Origin of the sequence: Micromonospora endophytica (assembly GCF_003236305.1) — a bacterium.
Classification (GTDB): Bacteria; Actinomycetota; Actinomycetes; order Mycobacteriales; family Micromonosporaceae; genus Micromonospora; species Micromonospora endophytica.
This window is the reverse complement of sequence record NZ_POTX01000452.1, coordinates 1-1548: the sequence shown is the minus strand read 5'-3', so window position 1 is coordinate 1548 and position 1548 is coordinate 1. Positions and strand designations below refer to the sequence as shown.

2 protein-coding genes are annotated in these 1548 nt (G+C 72.2%); both read left to right on the top strand.

Annotated features, from left to right (window positions below):
* On the top strand, positions 1 to 557 hold a 557-nt coding region (locus C1I93_RS30415), incomplete at its 5' end, for a CAP domain-containing protein (RefSeq protein ID WP_146603615.1).
* 143 nt (positions 558 to 700) lie between these two features.
* The gene (locus C1I93_RS30410; RefSeq protein ID WP_111246673.1) at positions 701 to 1543 is read left to right on the top strand and encodes an endo alpha-1,4 polygalactosaminidase; all 843 of its coding nucleotides are present in this window, start codon (positions 701 to 703) and stop codon (positions 1541 to 1543) included.
* Positions 1544 to 1548 lie beyond the last annotated feature (5 nt).

The following is a 1548-nucleotide window of genomic DNA, read 5'->3' as shown; positions in this document are numbered from 1 at the left end:
CTAGTGTCTCCCCCAGCAGCGCGTCCCCTTCCCCGTCGGCGAGCCGGACCGCCAAGCCCACACCCTCGCGTACCCCCACCGAGTCGCGCAGCCCGGCGGTCTCACGACAGGGCACCGACCGGCAGGGCAGCCTGAACCCGGGGACCACGGCCTCCGCCTCCCCGTCCGCCGGCGCCAACTCCGAGGCGGCCGAGGTCGTCGAGCTGGTGAACGCGGAACGGGCCAAGGCGGGCTGTGCTGCGGTGAGCATCGACGACAAGCTGATGACCGCGGCCCAGCAACACAGCCAGGACCAGGCGGACCACGAGAACATGTCGCATACCGGCAGCGACGGCAGCGATCCCGGCGACCGGATCGACCAGGTCGGGTACGAGTGGCGGACCTACGGCGAGAACGTGGCCTGGAACCAGCAGTCACCGGCTGCGGTGATGTCGGCCTGGATGAACAGCGACGGGCATCGCGCCAACATCCTGAACTGCGCGTTCACCGAGATCGGCGTCGGCGTGGCGAGCAGCAACGGCCCGTACTGGACGCAGGTCTTCGCCGCGCCCCGCTGAGCCCGCAGCCGGGCTTTCCGGTGCTGCGCGGACCGGCTGCGAGTCCTTGTCGGGTCTGTGTTCGTTTGACCCGGTGAGGTACGCCGGGTCCGGCGTACCGACAGGGGCGGCGCGGGGTCGCCCCGCGACCCGCGGAGCTGGCCATGCGCAACGGGCTGGAGGCCCGGCTGACGCGAGGGGTACGCCGGGCGCTGCCGGCCTGCCTGGTGCTCGCGCTGCTCGGCGCGGCGGTGGCCTGCCGGCCCGAGCCCGCACCGTCCGGCGCGCCCATGAGCTGGCCGGCGGCCTCGGCCCGCCACTGGCGGTGGCAGTGGCAGCTGACCGGGGTGCTGGACCTGACGGTCGAGGCGGACGTGTTCGTGCTGGATCCGGTCGTCACCACCGCCGCGCAGACCACTGAGCTGCGTTCGCGGGGCCGTCGGCTGATCTGCCAGGTGCACGTCGGGTCGGTGCATCCCGACGACCCGGACATCGGTCGCTATCCGGCCCGGGTACGCGGCACCACCTCGTCCCGCACCGGCCGCACCTGGCTGGACGTACGCCGTTGGGAGACGCTGCGGCCGGTGCTGGCCGACCGGTTCCGCCTCTGCCGGGGCAAGGGGTTCGGCGCGGTGGTGCTCGCCGACGCCGACGGCTACGACCAGGACAGCGGCTTCCCGTTGACGTTCGACGATCAACTGGAGTTCAGCCGTCGGGTCGCCGCACTGGCCCGCTCGCTCGACCTCTCCCCTGGCCTGCTGAATGCCCTGGCGCAGGTCGCCGCGCTGGCGCCGGACTTCGACTTCGCGGTCAACGAGGAGTGCGTACGCCTGGGGCGATGCGCCAAGCTGCTGCCCTTCGCCGACGCCGGCAAGCCGGTGTTCCACGTCGAGTACGCGGGTGTCACCACGGACTTCTGTGTCACGAGCGTCGGCTACGGCTTCGCCTCGATCCGCAAGAACCGTACCCTCGACGCCTGGCAGGACCCCTGCCCACCCCCACCCTGACCCGT

Excerpts from the sequence above, each read along its gene's own strand:
- C1I93_RS30410 (WP_111246673.1), top strand. The coding sequence starts at position 701 with ATGCGCAACGGGCTGGAGGCCCGGCTGACGCGAGGGGTACGCCGGGCG.